Annotated in this window: 26 protein-coding genes; 3 read left to right on the forward strand and 23 right to left on the reverse strand. The window is 42.9% G+C overall.

Annotated features, from left to right (window positions below):
- Positions 1-573: 573 nt before the first annotated feature.
- On the forward strand, positions 574-1,086 hold the full coding sequence (locus tag FLM48_RS10925; RefSeq protein WP_256871118.1) for a phage protein: 513 nt from the start codon (positions 574-576) through the stop codon (positions 1,084-1,086).
- A gap of 178 nt (positions 1,087-1,264) precedes the next feature.
- On the opposite strand, the gene FLM48_RS10930 is transcribed toward FLM48_RS10925, so the two are convergent.
- The 21 genes from FLM48_RS10930 to FLM48_RS11030 form a co-directional block, all read right to left on the reverse strand.
- Positions 1,265-1,441: a hypothetical protein gene (locus FLM48_RS10930; protein ID WP_179024660.1), complete on the reverse strand. Its 177-nt coding sequence runs from the start codon at positions 1,439-1,441 to the stop codon at positions 1,265-1,267.
- Positions 1,428-1,895, reverse strand: a complete 468-nt coding sequence (locus FLM48_RS10935) for a hypothetical protein (RefSeq protein ID WP_179024661.1) — start codon at positions 1,893-1,895, stop codon at positions 1,428-1,430. The genes FLM48_RS10930 and FLM48_RS10935 overlap by 14 nt, the downstream gene beginning before the upstream one ends.
- On the reverse strand, positions 1,895-2,281 hold the full coding sequence (locus tag FLM48_RS10940; RefSeq protein WP_179024662.1) for a hypothetical protein: 387 nt from the start codon (positions 2,279-2,281) through the stop codon (positions 1,895-1,897). The genes FLM48_RS10935 and FLM48_RS10940 overlap by 1 nt, the downstream gene beginning before the upstream one ends.
- Complete coding sequence (locus tag FLM48_RS22760; protein ID WP_256871119.1) at positions 2,235-2,636, reverse strand: virion protein; 402 nt, start codon at positions 2,634-2,636, stop codon at positions 2,235-2,237. Before FLM48_RS22760 ends, FLM48_RS10940 begins: the two co-directional genes overlap by 47 nt.
- Positions 2,637-2,866: 230 nt before the next feature.
- Positions 2,867-4,411, reverse strand: a complete 1,545-nt coding sequence (locus FLM48_RS10950) for a sialidase family protein (RefSeq protein ID WP_179024664.1) — start codon at positions 4,409-4,411, stop codon at positions 2,867-2,869.
- Entirely contained in the window at positions 4,408-5,220 is an 813-nt protein-coding gene (locus tag FLM48_RS10955) for a hypothetical protein (RefSeq protein ID WP_179024665.1), read from the reverse strand. Before FLM48_RS10955 ends, FLM48_RS10950 begins: the two co-directional genes overlap by 4 nt.
- Positions 5,213-5,584: a hypothetical protein gene (locus FLM48_RS10960; protein WP_179024666.1), complete on the reverse strand. Its 372-nt coding sequence runs from the start codon at positions 5,582-5,584 to the stop codon at positions 5,213-5,215. The genes FLM48_RS10955 and FLM48_RS10960 overlap by 8 nt, the downstream gene beginning before the upstream one ends.
- A complete protein-coding gene (locus tag FLM48_RS10965; RefSeq protein WP_179024667.1) occupies positions 5,554-5,763 on the reverse strand; it encodes a hypothetical protein in 210 nt (69 codons plus the stop codon). Before FLM48_RS10965 ends, FLM48_RS10960 begins: the two co-directional genes overlap by 31 nt.
- Before the next feature lie 133 nt (positions 5,764-5,896).
- Positions 5,897-6,253: a hypothetical protein gene (locus FLM48_RS10970; protein ID WP_179024668.1), complete on the reverse strand. Its 357-nt coding sequence runs from the start codon at positions 6,251-6,253 to the stop codon at positions 5,897-5,899.
- 11 nt (positions 6,254-6,264) lie between these two features.
- Positions 6,265-7,080 carry a major capsid protein P2 gene (locus tag FLM48_RS10975; RefSeq protein WP_179024669.1) on the reverse strand — a complete coding sequence of 272 codons (816 nt, stop codon included), beginning with the start codon at positions 7,078-7,080 and terminating at the stop codon, positions 6,265-6,267.
- A 238-nt stretch (positions 7,081-7,318) separates the two neighbouring features.
- Positions 7,319-8,020 carry a hypothetical protein gene (locus FLM48_RS10980; RefSeq protein ID WP_179024670.1) on the reverse strand — a complete coding sequence of 234 codons (702 nt, stop codon included), beginning with the start codon at positions 8,018-8,020 and terminating at the stop codon, positions 7,319-7,321.
- A complete protein-coding gene (locus FLM48_RS10985; RefSeq protein ID WP_179024671.1) occupies positions 8,020-8,613 on the reverse strand; it encodes a hypothetical protein in 594 nt (197 codons plus the stop codon). Before FLM48_RS10985 ends, FLM48_RS10980 begins: the two co-directional genes overlap by 1 nt.
- 3 nt (positions 8,614-8,616) lie before the next feature.
- Complete coding sequence (locus FLM48_RS10990) at positions 8,617-8,991, reverse strand: hypothetical protein (RefSeq protein WP_179024672.1); 375 nt, start codon at positions 8,989-8,991, stop codon at positions 8,617-8,619.
- Positions 8,992-9,225: 234 nt separating this feature from the next.
- Positions 9,226-9,546, reverse strand: coding sequence for a hypothetical protein (locus FLM48_RS10995; protein WP_179024673.1), 321 nt, complete (start codon positions 9,544-9,546; stop codon positions 9,226-9,228).
- A gap of 13 nt (positions 9,547-9,559) precedes the next feature.
- Positions 9,560-9,745 carry a hypothetical protein gene (locus FLM48_RS11000; protein ID WP_179024674.1) on the reverse strand — a complete coding sequence of 62 codons (186 nt, stop codon included), beginning with the start codon at positions 9,743-9,745 and terminating at the stop codon, positions 9,560-9,562.
- Between the two features lie 10 nt (positions 9,746-9,755).
- Positions 9,756-11,636, reverse strand: a complete 1,881-nt coding sequence (locus FLM48_RS11005; RefSeq protein WP_256871120.1) for a hypothetical protein — start codon at positions 11,634-11,636, stop codon at positions 9,756-9,758.
- The gene (locus FLM48_RS11010; RefSeq protein WP_179024675.1) at positions 11,633-12,217 is read right to left on the reverse strand and encodes a hypothetical protein; all 585 of its coding nucleotides are present in this window, start codon (positions 12,215-12,217) and stop codon (positions 11,633-11,635) included. Before FLM48_RS11010 ends, FLM48_RS11005 begins: the two co-directional genes overlap by 4 nt.
- Positions 12,210-12,377 carry a hypothetical protein gene (locus FLM48_RS11015; RefSeq protein WP_179024676.1) on the reverse strand — a complete coding sequence of 56 codons (168 nt, stop codon included), beginning with the start codon at positions 12,375-12,377 and terminating at the stop codon, positions 12,210-12,212. Before FLM48_RS11015 ends, FLM48_RS11010 begins: the two co-directional genes overlap by 8 nt.
- 3 nt (positions 12,378-12,380) lie before the next feature.
- Positions 12,381-12,554 (reverse strand): hypothetical protein, encoded by a 174-nt coding sequence (locus FLM48_RS11020; protein ID WP_179024677.1) that lies wholly within the window; start codon positions 12,552-12,554, stop codon positions 12,381-12,383.
- Positions 12,554-12,763, reverse strand: coding sequence for a hypothetical protein (locus tag FLM48_RS11025; protein ID WP_179024678.1), 210 nt, complete (start codon positions 12,761-12,763; stop codon positions 12,554-12,556). The genes FLM48_RS11020 and FLM48_RS11025 overlap by 1 nt, the downstream gene beginning before the upstream one ends.
- The gene (locus tag FLM48_RS11030; protein ID WP_179024679.1) at positions 12,751-13,137 is read right to left on the reverse strand and encodes a hypothetical protein; all 387 of its coding nucleotides are present in this window, start codon (positions 13,135-13,137) and stop codon (positions 12,751-12,753) included. The genes FLM48_RS11025 and FLM48_RS11030 overlap by 13 nt, the downstream gene beginning before the upstream one ends.
- Before the next feature lie 332 nt (positions 13,138-13,469).
- Here FLM48_RS11030 and FLM48_RS11035 point away from each other — a divergent pair, with 332 nt between their 5' ends.
- Complete coding sequence (locus tag FLM48_RS11035) at positions 13,470-13,769, forward strand: hypothetical protein (RefSeq protein WP_179024680.1); 300 nt, start codon at positions 13,470-13,472, stop codon at positions 13,767-13,769.
- 1,384 nt (positions 13,770-15,153) lie between these two features.
- Here the strand turns inward: FLM48_RS11035 and FLM48_RS11040 are convergent.
- Positions 15,154-16,446: a site-specific integrase gene (locus FLM48_RS11040; protein ID WP_179024681.1), complete on the reverse strand. Its 1,293-nt coding sequence runs from the start codon at positions 16,444-16,446 to the stop codon at positions 15,154-15,156.
- A gap of 559 nt (positions 16,447-17,005) precedes the next feature.
- Here FLM48_RS11040 and FLM48_RS11045 point away from each other — a divergent pair.
- Entirely contained in the window at positions 17,006-18,574 is a 1,569-nt protein-coding gene (locus tag FLM48_RS11045; RefSeq protein WP_179024682.1) for a DUF3369 domain-containing protein, read from the forward strand.
- Between the two features lie 10 nt (positions 18,575-18,584).
- Here FLM48_RS11045 and FLM48_RS11050 read toward each other — a convergent pair whose 3' ends face one another.
- The gene (locus FLM48_RS11050) at positions 18,585-19,046 is read right to left on the reverse strand and encodes a hypothetical protein (RefSeq protein ID WP_218645336.1); all 462 of its coding nucleotides are present in this window, start codon (positions 19,044-19,046) and stop codon (positions 18,585-18,587) included.
- Positions 19,047-19,304 lie beyond the last annotated feature (258 nt).

Raw genomic sequence — 19,304 nt, forward strand, 5'->3', positions numbered from 1 at the left:
ATATCTAGTAGTCTTAAAGCTATTTTGTTTGTAGGTTTACCCGCCTGGATCCAACGATAGGCAGTGGCCTTATTCACGTTAAAAAAATCACAAATCAGTCGTTGGTCATTCTTAAATAGCGTCCTAAACTTGATTTCATGCGAATATGAGTACAGATAATTGTGCGTATTCCGAAAGTAAAACATAATTATTAACGTCCATTTATATGATATTTTTTCATATAAAACAGGACAAACCCTGTCATTGGGTTATTTCGGCAAGCGCTTGGAATTGTTGAATCTGCAACGCTTAAAATAGGTAATGATACCCAAAGGGATGTAATAAAATTTCTAGTGACTAACTCAATGTGGTACAAAGGGTTTTTAAGTGAGAAAAATAAAACGCAGAAAGTCAATACCTTACAGTTATCACATTTAACATAATATACATTGTGCGCATAGGAAGATTTTTCCAATACAATACAAAGGTCAGCTTTATGGATGTTGAAAGTGAATCGCCAATCAAGCCGTTGTTTTAGATGGTTTTGGCATTTTTGGAACTTATAACCATATCAACATTAGTACAGGTGACTTTATGAAAAAAAATACTAAGAAAAAGGAGTTTTTGGAAATGAAACCTAGCACCCGTAGATGGTTTTTGTCTTTATTCGGCGATAAAGATGGCGAGATGGATACTCATGCCGCTAGCAAACACTTTAATGTAACTGAGCGAACTATTAGAAACTGGTGGCGGCTTTCTTGTCCATCGTGGGTTGATAACTATGTCGCTGTTTATAAACGTTCGATACCAGATAGCAAAGAATGGCAAGGCTTTAAGTTCGTTAATGGCGAGCTGCACACCCCTTATCAAAACTTGACGTTTACCGCTGGTCAATTGCTTAAAATCCACTACGACAGACAATTTGACCGCTTAAACCGTATCGAGCGCGATAATTTAAAAACCAAGGTTAATTCATTGCGAAATGATGAAGAAGCGGCGGCGATTCGTGACGAGATTGAACATATGGTTAAGATGCTTAACAAGCTGAAAGATTCACCCATTATTAGTGCTAATTTCACCTATCAGAAGACAGTTAAAAAGCGCTAACTTGATGAAACGCAATGCCGATAATGACACTTATCGGCATTAATTGATTTGATTTTTGACCCATGCAGCACAAATGATCAAACCACAACCTAGAATAAACAACAGTCCATCACTAGGCACTACCTTTACGGTTACAGGGTCTGGGGTGTTTACTGCTACGCTGTAATTGGTTGGCAAGTCATTTAACATGACGCTCACCACTGTTTAACCGGTACTCGATCACGTCTAAACGGCTGTCATTATCTGATACCGTTTTATTTAACTCACTTAAGTTAGTGTTCATGCTTGCTAAAAAGTAGATGATAATTGTTACTGCGCCGCCTTCACCTAATGCTTTTATGTCATTGAGTTTCATTGTTCCCCCTCGGCTTGCTGCCTTGTTTAACTTGCCAAAATGCCCTAAATAAGCGCATTAGCCCTAATGTGCTAACACATATACCCACAATCACAAATTCGAAGTACCACGGCGCACCGTCATAACCCATCGCTAACCAACCGTTTGCCATGTATGGCTGTAATTCCGGCACAAAGTGAGCCAAGAATAAACCGACAAACACGATAATGATAAACTCATCAATATAGGTATCACGGCGGTTATTTAAGACTGTTTGGTCATAATCTGCGTCATTGTTTTCACTTCTACGTGCCCTATCCGCTTTTGCATTGAATTGAGCAATTTTCAAATTACCTTTAGCCCTTGCTATATCTGCGGCCATTTCTGCAGCAACCTTTTTACGCTCGCGGTAGCCGCCAGTTAAATCCGCAATTGGATTAGTGAGAAAACTGAATAATGAGGAAAGCCAGCCCATTACACCCCCCCAATTGGCTTGCCGATAAGATCACGATATTCAGGTTTTAACGTCCGGCCATCAAAAATTTTAAGCATGATAGCTTTGTAACCTGCATCTTTGCTTAGTATGTCCCATGCTTCAGCACTTATATGATAATCAGCATCTAGATACCAAGGCTGAATGACTAAATCTGTCAATTCAACCGGCTTATAACCATTTAACCAACCACTTGCATCAGACCACATTTGACCCAAGGGTTTTGTAGCGGCATTAGCCAAACGATCACCTGCGCCGTACATCTTGTGCAAGGTGTATAAAGAGTAAATAACCGCTACCGCGATTAGCGCCCCCTGCCCTTTACTTAAAGCCTGCGGCAGTTGCGCTACTGATTTCGCTATGTTCATAAGGATTGTACCCATTTTCGAAGTGAATCATTGCGGCCACCACTCGCGGGTAATCGGCCATTGATAGCGGTTTAGTGGCGGTAACCCCCGCTTTATTTGCAACAAAGTTGATATAGTTTTGCGTAGGATTGTTGTCACTTGGCGGTGCCCACCTATTAACAATGGCCTCAATGGTTTTTAAACCATGCTTATCGCGATAAGTTTTCATTGTTCGCGCTGCTGCGCGTATACCATAAAAAGCCGTTTCAAATATGGCAAATCGCCCATCTGTGCCAGATTGGCCTTGCCAAGGGTTGCGCTCACTGTATTCAACATTAAGCGGGTTATTGTTTCGGATACCTTTTGTTGGTGCCATTGTGCCCCCTATATCGAGATAAGGTTTAGTTGATGATTGGTTATTGGCTGGAGTCGACCAAGGAAATAGTATTTTTTCAAAGTCAAAATTAAGATAATCGAGGCCGTTATTTGTTGCCGGTGTTTGACCAGGCAATGTATTAATTGCTGGTGCCGTGATAGCTTTTCTGGTTATCCACCAGACAGCACCCAGAGAAGCAACAGCGGCTAGGACTATCACTAACCGGCGCATTAGCTAAGCAGCTCCATAATTTGTACTTGCGCTGGCGATAAGTCACCACTCACAGCCACTTTTACACGATTAAGTGAATCGCCCAGCTGTAGAATGTCACCTGACGCTAACGCTATGCCGTCTTTACTCTCGACACCCGAAACAGACTGGGTTTCTTTTTGCCATTGGTCACCGACTTTGTACCAGAGATTGATCGCACTGCTTGAGAACTGAAACCATTTATCATCCAGATATTGAAAAAATGCACGATTTTTTACTGAGCCATGCTCGGTAATTTTTTCCCACGTTGCACCATAGTCAGTACTGATATGCGGATAAATCGTTGAATAGATGTTTTGACCACAAAGGTAATGACAGTCTTTGCCTTCATTTATCACTAAGAAATCATTCAGCACGATACGGAACGTTCGACCATAATCACTGCTGTGCAATGTGCGTTTTACAGGCGAACTGAAAGACACAACCATGTCACCGCTTAGGCTCGTTTGGATCAACGTATTATATGTAGCTGGGCTTGATAATTCTGGTACAGCATCCATCACAGCTTGGTCAACATAATTAGATTCACGCTGACAGTTTGAAAACTGCAAGGTATCTAAATCCATTAGGCCAAACCAACCATTCGATACATGAAAGCAAAGCGTATCGCCAATAAAATGTGCTTTTATTTGCGCGTTTAGATAACTGGTACCCACTAACGTAGAGGCGTTAGCCGTAGTGATATAGTTGAATGTTTGACCATCATCTAAAGACTTAAATACACGGAAGCCCCCGCGGGAATCCTCCTGCATTACTAACATATACAATTCGTTTCGTGCGCTGTGATATAACAGCTTTGCACTTGCGCCTATATTGATTTCAATATCTAAATCCCAGCTTGGGGCGTTGAACGTGACACCACCATCGGTACTGATAAAGCGGTGCCCATCGTTAAAAATTGATGAGTTAAACACTAGTATCGTCTGATTATCATCAGATACATGTACTTCTCCTTTAGATGTTGATGATTGTTCTGCTGGCAAATTAGCGTAATTATTCACGATTGCGGCACTTGAGATATCAAGCTCAGGTAATTGTTTGTAAGCATACAGTGAACCACGTAGTGGGATTTCTTCGGTCACGCCTGCGGCCAATCGCCAACCGTCACCATTCATTGCTGCACCGCCTAGATACACCTCTTTGTTTGAACGTAATCGAACGGCTGAACGGGTTAGACTAGGGTCAACAATAAGTGCTTTAGACAATACCGCTTTATTTGAGGTTTTGATTGCACTTGCACCGACCACGTTAATATTGCCTTGGTTGCTCATCGCGACCTTACTAGCCCAAAATTCAACAGGCGCATCATCACCTTGAATAATAATGGTGTCGTATTCAATCGGATCATTAATGCTCATACCGACCCAAAAGTCAGAACGTAGCACGTCTGAACCATTAAGCTGTAAGATCACCCGAACAATGCCAGAGGCAGAAATCAGGTTAAAGTAATGACCTTGGCGCTTTACTCGAACAAAACCGCCTTTAATATCCTGACTTATAATCATTTTTTACCCCTAGTGACAATGATTGCTATCACAATGACGGTTAGCGCAACGCCACCAATCCCAAATAGCAACGTTTTATTGTTAGATTCGGCTAATGCTGCCCCATCACTGCGGCTAAAGTCATTGGCAAAATCCATCATCATATCGAAGCCTTCGACTAATTGACCGGTCGCATCTTTGCTAGCTTCGTTGGCGCTCTCCATGGCAATTTTTGACATGTATTCATTGCTATCGAGAGAACGCGCCGCTAAATCAGTATTGTTGTTATTGGCATTCTGCAGCGCACTTGCAACCAATGCCGTTACATCAGCATTGCTTCTAAGTGCCTCCGTGGTGACACGCTCATTGCCTGCAATTGATGAATCAAGCGCATTATTAGCAACAGCGAGTGAATCACGACCAAAATCTAATGAGTCGCGGCCAAAATCGAAGCTCTCTTCAACCATTCTGATTTGGTTGCGGCCTGCTTCGGTGAGCACATTAGTACCCATTTCAAACATACGCTCTTGTGCGTCGGACGCTTCGCCGTATAAATCAACAGCCGTGTTAAAAGCCTGCTCGGTCTGGCGCTCACCCATTTGGGCAACATCTGTAACAGCATTAAAACCGTCTGTAACCATGCCAGCACCTTGGCTAAAAATATTCGGCATCGTATCGACAAACTTACCGATGACATTAAATGCGCCGCCATCAGTCACGGTATTATTGCTGCCGTTTAAGATCATGCCGTTGTTCGGTCCTTGTATGCCGAACGTGGTTGATGTGTTATTTGTTGTTTGGCTTGAGTTGCTTCTCGATTTACTACCCATTTAGAACCGCCCTTAAAATTGTTTCAGCAGGCGCATAGCCTAAGCTTTTGCCCATACGCAACATTGAAGCTGGGCGGCTAGTATGTAACCTGATTGATTTGAATCCGGCCAATTTGGCGCGGCGGTGAATTTCGTGCAAATAGGGCATTGAGTTTTTACCCGCAGCAGCGACTAAAACTAGTTCGCGGTATTCCGTAAACTGTTCCTCACGTAATACGGTAAAAAACTCGCCACCTCCCCAACTAAGTAACTGGCACTCGCCTCGGCATACCTCACTTTGAATTATGCGCAGGTCATCCCCTAAAGCGGGTGCCAGTAATTCCCATGCTCGGCTTATTTGCGTTTCTTGTTTGCAAACATCCATACCGCCACCAATACCAAAGCGCCAACGGCCAAGGTTGTTGTATTAACACCAACGCCAGACGAACCGGCGCCAAAATTAACATTACCGCCTTGAAAATTACCGCTTTGACTTTGGTCGCCAGTAGTTGCAGAAGCAGCGGACGAGTTACTTAACCCGCCGCCACCTGTAAGGCTTGTCATTGCTCCTAACATTAGGCACCAGCCTCATCATCTCGTTTTGCAATTACATCTTTTGCTTTGATCACGATAAGACCCGCTACAACCGCAGCCGCAACCTGTAAAGCAAACGCTTTATAATTAAAATTCATGGCTGTTACCTTTTGTTAGTGAGAAAATAGAGCACTGCAATTGCCGCCACAGTCCCGCCCAAAACTAAGCCACCTTTTGTCATAAGTTCGGTTAACTTAGCTTGGTCATAACCGGTTTGAGCATTACCATTTTCATCAACGTTAGTCGTAGTATTTTTAGTTGGTGATTGCACAGTGGTTAATACTTCTTCACGGCCAATTGACCCTGAATCTTTAACCTTCTGCACTTGTTCAAACTGCATCCAACTATCAAGCCCGAACTTTAAAAAATCTTGAGTGCCACTAAACCAGCTATTGTTTACTGGCGTGTTGGCCGCGATAGTTGGTGCTACTGGCTGAATAGTATTAATTGGACCAATCATATTTAGCCCCCTTAAATGCCTGCGTAGCCATCGTAATAATCGACAATCACGTCACACGCTGTACTTGCCGCAGTACCTTCTGCCGCAAATAGGCGTAATCGGAAATCTTGCACACCTAACAAAGACAATGCTTGTAACATGTCGCCTTCGAGTACCATGTCTACATAGTAGTAACCGGCAACTGGTGCACGACCATGATCAACTTGGATTTTTTGCGCCAATACCTTTGGCAATTCGTAGGCTTTGCCGCTATCGACTTCAACCTCAATTTTTTCAATATCAGCAGCAGTTTTAACTAATAGGCGAGCAATTCGCGCATTAGCTGGCTTTGGAATATTGCCAATTTCGTTAATACCGGCATTAACCGAATCAGGGAAGCGCTTCACCTTCTGGATCACACCAATGGGTGAAGGTGCAGATAAAACTGCATGTGCAGATAGTTTTGGCGCGGCAGCATCGGCGGCAATATCCATACGTAAAGTTACGTTTTCAATAACCGGATGACCATCACGGTTAGCAGTACCAAGACCAAACATGCGTTGTTCTTCTAGTGTTTTCAAAACATCTTGCTTGAAATGAAAATCAAGGGTGCCAGCAACAGCGTTTAAGCCAAGGTACTTGTTACGGTCTTGTAGTTCTTGACCGTCTTTAAAGTGCATAACAGATTTACCGTTCACTTCTACAAAAATGTTGGTAAGTTGAGCAAGTGTTACGCCCGTATAGGTCATATGAATTCGGTCATATGTCATGCCTAGTGGTAGTTCTAGGGTCGTGGTGTTACCTGCGGCAACATTGGCAAATGAAGGGAGTAATTTAAACTGACGCATAAGACCCCCTTAACCAATAATGCGGCGAATAGCCGGAACATTGTTAGAAGCCCAAGTAATCGCGACAGCGATTGCTAACATAGGTAGATATTGTTTCATTGTCTTATCCTTCTAAGGAAAATAGCGCCATCACGGCGTGATTTGTTATTCAGCTTCACAGCTGTATCGGGTCAAACCTTATACAATTTTTTTGCTTAACCACTACATAAATCCGGAAACATTCCGGAAAATTCCGGCATTAAAAGCGAATTTCTATTGGTTTATAGTTACCAATCCCCCCCTTTTTGTGTAAGTAGTGCTTATGGCGCTTTGAGTTCAATGCTCCTAGTGCAGCTATTTGGGATACTTTGCAATCAAGTTCTTCAACCCAACGCTTAGCATCAATCATGGCCTGCTGAGCACCTATGATGTATTCAGCGCAGTTAGCCACAATCGTTTTAGAAACCTGTGACGGGCGTTGATATAAATAGTGACCAATAAGGCCAAACTTACGGCCACCAGTGACAATCTCACCAATGCGTGACCGCTCGGCGGCAGTGCCCTCAGCATAAAGCCCGTATTCTTCAAAAATCACATGCAGTTCACGATCACCATCAGCCGCCGCCCAAATCACATTAGCGAACCAAATAGCTTCATCTCTTAGTTGATGCTCTGCAACATTGGGCTGATAGAAAACAGCAAAACGCTTGCCACTGCCCCATGCGTCAGTAAAGGCTTTTAAAAACCCTCGCCGTGTCGAGTAGTGGTGAGTTTGACGACCATTACCCAAACCAGACAGTTTGCGCAAACTACCCATGCGATAGTCACCGTATGGATCAAAACCTGCGGCGTGATTGCCAACAAAACCTAGGCACTTGAGGGCGGCGGTTTTACCCGCCCCCGTTGCACCGCAATAGCTAATATGCCTTGCATCAAGTGAGTTATTTGGATTAATCGCCATTATGCCGCCTGTTCTTCTGGATCACCTTCATTACTGGCACCTGCGTCAACTTTGCTTTTCAACTCCGCTGCAAGTTCCTCTTTTTTGTATTGGCGATGGGCGGAATAAACACCAAAGCCTAACGTTGCAGTTGATATGCCGGCCTGAATTTCAACGCCCCATTTCGACATGATTTCACCCATATCGGTTAACCCGTATTTAACCAGGCAAGGTGCGACACCTTCACTCCACTTTTTAACACCTGCTGGGCTAAGCCCATAACTGCGCCCCGTCACCCCTTCAACCGTTGCGGCAACAAAACCAGCTATTTCATTTGCAAGTTGCTGGGCTTGTTGTACTTGTGTTTTGGGTAAGTCCGGCTCTGCAACCTTGGGCGAATCCTGCGGGGCTAGCGGGTCTTGGCTCTTATCCATTTGCAGCAATTCGGGGCTTAATTCCGGCTTCCAGCTTTCGTTGTTGTCAGCATTTTCCGGTATAGCAGATTGCTCTGCATCCTGTGAATTAACTAAGGTTTCTTGCAATTGTTGCTCTACTGCATCTATTGGCTTTTTTTCTACTGGCTTTTTAGTAGTGGTATTTTTTTTGGCTGGCATGGCTTACCCCTTAATGGCTTTGAATAACATTCCGGATATGGCGAGAAACACCGACACACCGGTAATAACCTTTTTGACTTGAAACGACTCGGTGCCGTTATCTTGGTTATCTTCGTTTTGTTCGAGATCACCGGAATTTTCCGGATTGTTCTTATGTGTTTCGCGACTTGGTGACCAGTCTGATTCCTGCTTATCATCTAAGGAATGCGGACTTTCAACAGCTTGTTGCCATTTGGCCTGAACACGTTCACCACTGCGGCGGTCACAACCGCACTTTTTGCAATGCAAATACAGCAAGGGTGAGTTTGACAACTTTTTGATCGCGGCTTGGTTACCGCATCCATCACATTCAATATGTGCTAATGGTTCGCCAGCCATAACAAGCCCCCTTGTTGATAACAGATAAATAAAAAGGTAAGCATCGCAATCATGCTATTTATGATTAGTCGATTTTTAGTGCCTAAAGGCATTTCCCTTTTGTGGCTTACTTGGCGTTTTGTTGAATCACCCACCTTGATATCTGGGTGTTTGATTGACTCGTATCGCGCATTGTGGATTGCTGCGCGGCGTTTTTTATCGGCATGATTTCCCATCATTCCCCCTGTTGTTGTGCTATTTTTTCCCGTTGGTTATTAGTGATTTAATGTTCAAAGATTCCGCTGAGCTCTGGGGAATTGGGTGCAGAAACTCCCAACCACCAGAGCCGTCATACTCATAGCGAATTAATCTAGAGCCGTTAGAAAAAGCGATGGTTAAATCAGGTGCGATTTCGTCAGGAGAGAATCCATCGTCATAATAAATATTGGCCAGCCTTTCAAATTCAGACCAACTACACCAATGGCCTGATTCAGCTGAGCCAATAAAAACAATATTATCTACCTGCTGACCATTTTCTTTGATCGCTTCTAATGTTTCTAAACGTAAGTTGACCATTTAGCCCCCAATATCATCGGCACTCTAATATCCGAACGCGCCTTTCTAATTCATTTAGCTTTTGTGCATACAGGCTAAGCAGTACTACGGTTTGAACGCTTGCTTCTTTTGCGATGGGTGCAGCATTGATTAAACTGGCGTTTTGCCCCTTTTGAACGATTCGTCTAAGTTCATCTAGATTGTTAATGATTTCTTGCATGGTTCCCCCATTAGATTGATAAACATTTTTCGTACAGTAAAAAGTCGTTTAGGTTTTCGGCCTGTTTGGCTTCATAGTCGATTACTGGCGGCAACACTGCGGCCAACCGTTGCACCCACAATGATTCGCTTTCGATGTATCGGTTTCTTACTTTGCTGTAGGTCTTGCGGGCACTGTTCACCGCGCGGGTGAGCAAATCAGGGTTTAACCGGCTTGTTGACACTGGATTGGCGGCATCGTTGGCCGACCAAAAACGCACACCTACCGCCCAATTGATGAAAGTTTTAACCGCTTCTTTGCCTTTAAAGTTGATTAAATAATCGTGGGCACGAACTGGCGATTGCCTTAGCTGGGCTTTGTAATGCTTAATGCTGTTTTCAATCGCTTTGATTCGAGCATCCACTTTGTGCACTGGGCGGCGGTTATTCTGTAAAAAGGATTTGTCACGAATGGCTTTATTTAGCTGTTTATACGATTGCTTGATTAACTGCACAGTGGGCGCGGCTTTGCGCTCAAGCTTGGCTTTTACTTCACCAATAATTGAGGCCATGTGTTCAGCATGAAAGGCGGCGATTTCTTCCCATGGCAACGCGCGAGCACTTTTTGAAATGTTATAGCGGTTGCCTCGGATCTCGCCTTGGTCGCTTTGTTCGGACTGCTCACCTTTGAGCAAATAGCCCAAAGCTTTAAGCATGTAGCCACTGGCGGCGTTGGCGTTTTTAATACGCTCAAGGTTTGCGAACCCATGACCCCAGATAGACTCGATACGCTTAGCCCACGCCCTGAACAAATGCGGTTCGACTTGCCAGCGCAACAACACATGACAATGCGGGTTAACTACGCCGTTTTTAGTCGGTGCCTCGGCTACCCACAAATAATCTAATTTATCGCCGATTGGCTTAATCATTTGCTCATCATTGGCAACACACTCAAAGTCACTCGAAAACAAATTACCGCAATTGCGTTTAGGTGAGATCACTGTTTTGTCAGCAGTCCAACCGCGCTGATACATCTTTTGAATGGCATCAAAGAAACGAGAGCATTCAGCGCCAATGGTTGATTCACCACTAACAATGCGCTCGCGTGATTCGGTGTTAAAGGTGAGTGTTAAAAACGTGGTGTACCCACCGCGAACCGCCGCGACATACGCCCCACTGTCTAAAATATTTTTAGCGCCGCGCGTGGTGAGGAATTTGGTCACCCTGTCACCTGCTTGCGTGGGTGGTGGTGCGATTGGACTCATATTGGTGGTTACACGGATTCGATATTCGTCTGACCAATCACGGCAAGACAACCGGGCAACGGCGGTTTTCTGGGAATCGTCAACACTCAGCACTTCGCCCGTACTTTTATCAAAGGTTGGCGTTTTAATTCTGCCAACCGTATCGGCGTACAACGCCGCAGGCTGCACCACATCACGTGATGAAATACTATTGACCGAAACCCCTTTACGGTGCAAATGGCTGTAAAAAGCGGCTAAGGCTTGGCTCTTGGCCGCATTTTCAGCGACTCTAGCATCCCGTGTCGGACTTTTGCGATCCTTGACTAGCCTAGCCTTTTCGGACTCCGTCCGCCCTGCGGGGCTTAGGTTTGCTGATGCAAAATAAAGTTGTTCACGGCGTTTTAGATCGGCATCTAATCGTGCTTTTTCGGCTTGGTCATTTTCGGATATAAAAATACCAGCCCTTGGGCTGGTTAAGTTAAGCGGCTCGAATGATAACGGGAGCACATCCTCTATCACCTCGACAGTAGATAGCCCCCTATTAATTACCCGTTGGCGCTTTGGTTTTTGGCGCGGCTTTGGTTGCTTGGCCGCATGGTTTTTGACTAACTGCGGCGTAAAATTATCAACTTGACCAACTGGCGCGTAATTCCCTGATTTAATTTTCATGCAGCCCCCTTTTGACCAGGAGCGACACATTTTTTTGCAAGCTGTATTAACCAGGCAGCGAACTCTGGTGGAGTATGTTCTCTATCAGCTTTTGAAATTTCCTTTTTAACCGGTCGATGCTTTGCCTTACTCATTGAGCAAACATATTCTGGCTCACCAATAACCAAAGGCATTTGAGGTATGTCACGGCGATTAACCCCACAAATATAAAGCTTGGTCTCTTTTCTAGCTTTGTGCCCCCACCAGAACTGATCGACATTTAGAGAAAAGCCTCCATATTCGTCAACTTCGGTACCATTTGGTAAATTATACTCGTCCCAAAGTTTTGAATGCTTAGGGTGTTCTAATACTCCGCCGTTTAGTCTGATTTGGTCTACACAAAAGAATGCAAGTTCCTTTTCACCTTCAACCGGCTTAGCAAAATGCCTTAGTTTTCCCCAAGCTCTACAAGGGGGATGCCCGACAACTGGTAACCCGCCATTAAAATTCAAAGCGTCTCGATTAATGTCATATACGTCACAACCGGAAAAGCTTTTATATATGCTGTCGGCTCTTGCAAAAAGTACGGCTACGTTATTCATCGTCACCACCTTGAATCGTTATAACTTCGGCGCTTTGTTGATGCTGGCGCTCACGCCAATTCGGCGAAAAATTTTCATCTGCGAACAGCTCAGCGAGCATTCGCCCGCTACCGTTTTGTTGCTCGATGTAATCTAAGATTGAGTTGGCATAATCAGTCATAAACTACGCCTTTCTACCTAACTGACAATTTGATTCAGCATCTTCTGACATTCTAAGAACATCATCAGTAGTAATCTCTACTAAATCATCATACTTAGTCTTAGCAAACTTAGTTGCAGCCAAAAAACCATCATACCAACCATCACCATAAGCACTTAATAAATCATCTTTAGCCATTACAGCCCCCTAACTTTTTGCAACGTTAAACGGCCATAAGCGGCGGCGACTTCAAATGCTTGTTTAGCTCGAATTAAATCACCATGCTTTATGTTTGAAAGTGTAATTTCTTGCCAGCTATTTAACTGCTTTGCATAGAAGTGCTGCGGGGCTTTGGCTTCTGCATTGAACTGCATAACACCATCATAAGAAGCGACTAAAACGGACATTGGTCTGCCTCCCAGCTGTTCACAACATCCCAAATCTTATTGCTTAATCTGAATGTTCCGCCCAAAGTTACATCTTTGCTATATTCAGCCCACAAATCATGTAGATGCTGAATATGTGCATGAGCCTCTGCCGCGCTGGCTTGCAGCTCTTTGACTTCTGTCGCCTCGCAAATTTTAATTATCTCAAACTGTTTTTTCTTCGCCGCCAGCAAGGCTTTGATTGCGTCCAGTTTCTCATCTACGGAACCACCGACTAGAAACAGCTTTGCACCAGCCAATGACCACGCTGTTTGTATACTGTCACGCTTACCTAGACCGCAAAAATAACGATCACCCGATTGGGTTCTAATTTTTATCGCTGCTGAATAAATCATTTCGTACCCCCGAAAAACTTCTGTTTTAGTTTTCGGATCAGGTACTGATTGCGTTTGCGCTTTTCTGCACTGGGCTTTTGAATTAAGGCCGTTGTATCTTGCCAGCTAGGGACACTAATTGATGTGTTGGGTATTTGCTTCATTGCCATTGTTCTATCTCCTGTTATGCCTGTTTGGTTTGGTGGCTAAGGGGCACATCCTGTACCCCCGCCACTCAGGACAGAAAAACGATAGAACAATTACGATTTGTTCACAACAATAATGATTTGTGTAATGACAGGTTTAGGTGCACCAACTACAATTTGTGTAGGACATAGAAAGGACACTAAAAAATGCAACCATCTGAACTGCTCGACCTTATCAAACAGGCGTACGGCCTGAAATCTGACTATCAAGTAATGAAAAGATTTGGCTTTACACAGTCCGGGGTGTCTTCATGGCGTTGCAATCGCGCTTTTCCTAAAGATGACGTATTGATTAAATTTGCCGATGCGTTAGATATGCACTTAGGTGTTTTGCTTATTTACTCAATGATTTGGCGTCAGAAAAACGCAGAAGCAAAGAAAGCACTTGAGGGTGTGATAACTTGCCTTGGCTACGTGCAAATGCCAGAAGATTTAAGCAAAGTTTAAATTAACCAAATGGAAACATTTACCAAATCTAATATTATTTGTAATTCCTACCTAAGCCGCTTGTCAAGCGGCTTTAGCACTTTCAAGACCAACAGTTAACAACTTACCCTTTTATACATTGTGCGCAATTATGGGTATTATTGCTTTAGAAGCTTAGTGACTGATCATGTGACAATAAACTAAGCCTGGTCTGCCTATAAATAAGCAATGCGCTACTGGCCATTATGCTGCTTAGTTGGTGCTTAGCAATATACATCGCTTCGCTTAACGAAAAATTGCACACCATGACTAACTAACACTCAGTCACGCTGACAAACAAAACTAATGTGCATACTAAACTCACGAGTTTAACAATCACTTTAGTTCAAACATTACCGCACTGAGCAGTATAGAATCTTGCGGTACCAATGTTAGTATCAGACTGAGTATTTACCTTGGTGGCAACAGCGAGTTTAAACAGCAACTTTTCTAGCGGCCTTCAGCAAACGTCAATATCATTACGCCTCCAGTCATTGCTATTGGCATTGGCAAAGCATCCACACTAACTTACACCTGGTAGCTATTCATTCCATATAGCAAGTTTAATTGAATATTGCTGTTTTTATAGGCGTCGCTACGTGCGCGAAATTATTTCTTACTAGGCTTAGTACTGCAGATTTTACGTAGCGACGCGTGGATTTTGCCAAGTTCTTAAAAATGAGTAACGAAATCAGCCCAAAGATGCTAAAAGATAACCAGTAACATTTCTATGCCAAGGCTAATTTGTTAAACACGTCATATACAAAAACCAGTCATTGTATAGCCAACATGCAGTTACCGCTAAACTCATTACTCATTTTTAGTAAGCTAAGCAATGAGCGGATAAGCTTGCACACCATTTTTGCAGGGATTGGTTGTTAACTTAAGCGCATAAGTGACTTTGCGCCGAAAGTGTTTACCATTTTCTACACCATATAACGTACTAAACAGTGTTGTGCTAACTCTTAATAATAGCTACAGCAATAATTAAGACTAACGGCCGTTTACTAGAAAATACAGTTGGTCAATCACAGTAGCTTTAACCACTGTGACTGTTAACCTCGTAAATCTTTAACAGCTCAGTTACTTGACCATTCTGTGCCATATATAAACAATAAATGACGGTATTTGTTTTAGTAAGTTAATGCCGATAATGATACTTATCGGCATTAACTCATACAATTTACATAAGATATGCCCGGTCATATATATTGTGTGACTTGTCACCAAAAATACACCTAAATGTCTCTAAGTGGCAATAATAAAAATCTAAACTAAAGCCTGAAACTTTGGAACCAGCCTTTGCCAAATTGATGTTCTAGCTAGCGCATTATAGCTAACACACATACTTGTTATGTGTGTTTTTTTATTCAATTCCTGCTAGCACATCCAATGGTTTATTTGCCGCGCTAGCATCTCTTTCGCTACCTAGAGTATGTAAATACTGGCTTGTAGTATCGATGCTCTCATGCCCTGCATCGGCTTGCACATGGGATAATGGACGCTGATTAATATTAATATCGTGGGTAATTCCAGTATGTCGAATACTGTGCGCAGACATCTTCCTCATAAAAACAGCATCATCATACAAGCCGTCACTTTCGATACTTTTAGCTGCATTTTCGATGACAAATTCGATAATATCGCGTATCTGGCGTATGCCTAAATTTGCATTAATTGTTCCCGCTTCCCTGCCCCTTCCTGCCGGACGATGGCGAACGAATAATGGCGTTTCATCAGTAGGACTTGGATAAGGATCCAAGCCAAGATAGCGACGATAATCTTGTAGCGCCTGCAAGAGCGCTTTGGAAACCGAAATGTACCTGGACTTTTGGCCTTTGCTCTTTGGTAGGTAAAATTGCCAGATATTTGAATGCTTATTCAGTTTAAACTGACCCATTATTGGGCTATACCCTGCTCTGGCGCTTACATCTGATACTCGCAAATAACAACTATAAACCAGTTTAATCAGAAACAAGCTTCGCTGATGAGCCTCTGGTTCCTGAACAGCAAGTTTCTCTGCAGTAGCGATAATGTAAGACCACTGCAGCTCAGTAAATGCCATTTGATTACTATCATCATTACTAATGCTATGGCGAGCCTTGCTAGCGAATCTAGAATGATTCAACCATGCCTGTGCTGGGTTACGTTCGCTTACCTCTTCGCTTATTAGATAGTTGTAAAAGGACGATAAGATGGCAACTTTGGTTTTTAGCGCGTTGTCACTAAGTTGATAAGGCAGTGCGATACCATCATGCTTTTTGCCAATAAAAGGCTTCCATTTTGGGTTTGGGATCTGACTGGAGACATCGAACTTTATGAATTGTGCCACATTGAAGTAGCCGACTAGTTCAATCGGCGGATTAAGGCAATAATCGATATATTGTGATATTTGCTGCCGTTTAAGTGCGGCAGGACTCAATTTAGCGACGCTAAAACACCAATTTAGAAATGTCGTTAATTCACTGCGATAGCTTTTAAAGCTATTCTCATTGTCTTTCTGACAATAAAGTAATTCGCAACTACATTGATAGATCAGCCCCGCATCTTCTACTTGATTCAGGGAAATATGAGTGATGTGATCATTAACGGTCTGATTACCCGTTAAAATGGTTGCCGCGTTCTCGAATAACGGCATAGCAAACGATGTCATAAGCATGTTCAGTCGCTAAATTCGTTCGCTTAGCATGCAATAAAATAAGCCGTTAATAAATGGGCTAGACCAAAATAAACTGTATATACATCCAGTTATTTGCTGGTTGTTAGAATTTTAACCAATGTAGGGTAATCATTAAGATCGCTCACAGGTTCATATTGTTGCTCTTGACTATGAAAATCACAATCTCTGCAAGATTGCTCCTGACAATGTATGCGTTGTTTACAACTCGTTAAGCAGATCTGCCACACTTGCTGTTTGGTATGCTGATCCAAGCACCTAAAATCTGCAGCACAAAGCCCGCCACTTCTGATTAAGTTTGCTAATACATCGTAAGAAAGCGAAATATTGAGTTTTTGATTAGCCATTGCGTTGTTCATTTGAAAGCGATTAAGCTTAATATACCTAAATGAGAATTATTATCAACAACTAATAAAGTTGAAGTTTTTCATAAGGCTTTACTTAAATTATTGGCACGATAGTACAAAAAAAACAGGTCAAATCCGTAAGCTGTTCTACACTCATGTATGTAGGGAATTTTTCAACCATTTGAGGATGACTGATGCTGATAGACATGGCCAAGAAAAGCCCCCTCTTTTCAGGTAAAAAAAAGGCTGCCGAAGAAGCTGCTGGCCCCGCGTGGCGGATTTTAATTGTAGATGATGAGCCAGATGTACATACCGTTACCAAACTTGCACTGTCACGTTTTAAGTTAGATAACCGCCCTTTGGAGTTTATTAATGCTTACAGTGGAGAGGAAGCTAAATCCATTTTGATGGATGAGAAAGACGTCGCTATGGCTTTTGTAGATGTGGTGATGGAAAGTGATCATGCAGGTTTAGAGTTAGTTAAATGGATCCGTGAAGACGCTAGCAACAAGTCCATCAGATTAATCTTACGCACCGGTCAGCCAGGACAAGCTCCAGAAGAAGATGTCATTGTTAACTATGATATTAATGACTACAAAGCAAAAGCTGAATTAGATTCAAGAAAACTTATCACGAGCGTATACTCAGCGCTGCGCTCTTACCGTGACATCATGGCGATAGAGCAAGCTAAACAAGCACAGATACAGCACCGTCAGGGTTTAGAGCGCGTCGTCAAGGCTACTTCCGGCTTGTTCGAGCTACGTACCCTGCATAATTTTGCTGACGGATTACTTTTTCAAGTAGCCAACTTATTGAATTTAAGCAATGAAACCCTTCTGCTTTCGTGTAACTCGATTGATGCCATGAGCGAAAATGTCGACAGCGAAGAGCTGCACATTCTAGCGGGAACCGGTCAGTTTGCTGCACATCATGAAAAACCGGTACCTGATCATATTGAAAAAGCATTAAAGCAAGCGTTAAGAGAAAAACGTTGCTTATATGAGAACAATTGTTTTATTGGTTACTTCCCGGCAAAAAGTGGCTGGATCAATTTGTTGTACATGGACAATATTGCAGCCATAGGCGATTTAGACAAAAAATTAATTGATGTTTTTGCTATCAATGTCGGGGTGGCATTCGAAAACCTACTGTTAAACAAAGAGCTTGAAGATACGCAGTCAGAGCTTATTTTACGTTTGGGTGATGTTGTTGAAAGCCGTTCTAAAGAAGCAGCTAACCATGTAAAACGTATGGCTGAGTACTGTTATCAGTTGGCACTGCTCTACGGTTTAGATGAGCACCAAGCAGATCTAATTAAACATGCCTCACCCATGCATGATATCGGAAAAATCGCCACGCCAGATTCGGTGTTGCTCAAACCCGGTAAGCTTAACGATGAAGAATGGGAGATAATGCGTCAGCACCCTGCTGTTGGTCATCAAATCTTAGCTAACTCTGAACGACCCATCTTGAAAGCTGCCAGCATTATTGCGCTGCAACACCATGAAAAATATGATGGTTCTGGCTACCCTAGTGGTTTAAAAGCTGATGAGATCCATATTTTCGCGAGAATAGTTGCCATAGCCGATGTATTTGATGCACTTACCCATGCGCGCTGCTATAAGCCCGCTTGGCCACTTGATGAAGTATTGGTTGAAATGAAAAAAGGCTCTGGTTTACATTTCGACCCTGATCTCCTTAACCTTTTTATCGACAACATAGACGTGTTTAATAAAGTCAAGGAAACGCTTTCGGACGACTAACATAATTTTTTTACAGTGGATTATCCGCTAAAAAGTCAAACCAGAAACTCATAGTTTGCCCTTGGGTGGTGACATTAACCTGGGCTCGCCAAACCATATAGTTACTGCTGCAAGAACCGTATATTAACTCACCTTGATATACATCTTTAGCCTGTTGCTGCAGATTTACTGGAATAATCCCCATAAACATGTCTCTTCCTTTTACCTGCATGTCTATTTGATCCACGATGTGGTTGGTACGGACTATCAAATGAATAGGCTTTTCACTTGGCGCGTGGGTTGGGGTAAGTTCAAGAGATACGGCTAATTCTCCGATTTGTTGTTGGCATGGCCCTTGAGAAAACTGGCACAAACTCTCATCTACTTCCACTACCTTTTTAGCGGTTTGATCTTCCTTCCCACAGCCAACCAAAACACAAAGAAGTGTGATAAATATCACATTAAAACCTACTAAAGAACGTCTGATTAGCACAATTTTCAACCTTTTGAAGCAATTTGTTCACATTGTATATATGTAGCTTGATCTGGATCAATATTTGAGACCGCATAATTCCTATCTTTTTTGATATCGCTCAAGTATCATTGCGTTGCTCTGGATTAATTTACGTTAATGTAGGGTGACACATTGACACTTTTAGCGATGTTTCGTAGGGAATGTAGCTCATGGTGTCCTCATACCGGGTAAAACCAAGTTTTACTCAAACAATAAGTATAAGTAATAAGCAGTGGA

It is taken from the genome of Shewanella sp. Scap07 (genome assembly GCF_013394145.1).
In the GTDB taxonomy this organism is placed as follows: domain Bacteria; phylum Pseudomonadota; class Gammaproteobacteria; order Enterobacterales; family Shewanellaceae; genus Shewanella; species Shewanella waksmanii.